Below are 512 nucleotides of genomic sequence, written 5' to 3' on the forward strand. Positions count from 1 at the left end.
CTTTAGGATCTTCAACTGGTTTAGGTGGTTGAGGAGCATCACCCGGATTTTTAGGAACCGCTACAACAGAATTAGTAGAGAACCAGATTGTAGTCGGAATATAGGGATTATTACCACTAGCTTCAAAAGTAAATTCTTTACCCTTGTAGGTCATAGCTCCTGCACCGTAAAAAGCAGTTGCTGAGCGAGGTTGACCGTCAACATTAATCGCATCCCAGCCATTCTCACCATCAGCGTCAAAGATAGCTCCATTTGACTTACGTTGATTTTCTTTATCAGAGTAGATATAATCGTCATGTAAGTCTACCGATGATCCCGGAATCTTGATAAATTCATTTTCACCAACAGAAACCTTTTCAACATGATTACCAAGATCGCTAATCCAGTGATTAAGAGAGGACAAGCTCATGATGGCCTTATTATCACTCATATCAATTTCATTATCATCCTCATCGAAAAAACGGATTCGCATGGTTACACTAACAGGTCCTTTTTCACCACCTTCTGGTACT

Annotated in this window: 1 protein-coding gene; it reads right to left on the reverse strand. The window is 40.2% G+C overall.

Annotated elements, in window-relative coordinates:
* The coding region (locus tag FH871_RS34680) for a GbpC/Spa domain-containing protein (RefSeq protein WP_212768353.1) at positions 1-512 on the reverse strand (512 nt) is incomplete at both ends.

The sequence above is a fragment of the Larkinella sp. C7 genome (assembly GCF_006149005.1).
Taxonomy (GTDB): domain Bacteria; phylum Bacteroidota; class Bacteroidia; order Cytophagales; family Spirosomataceae; genus Larkinella.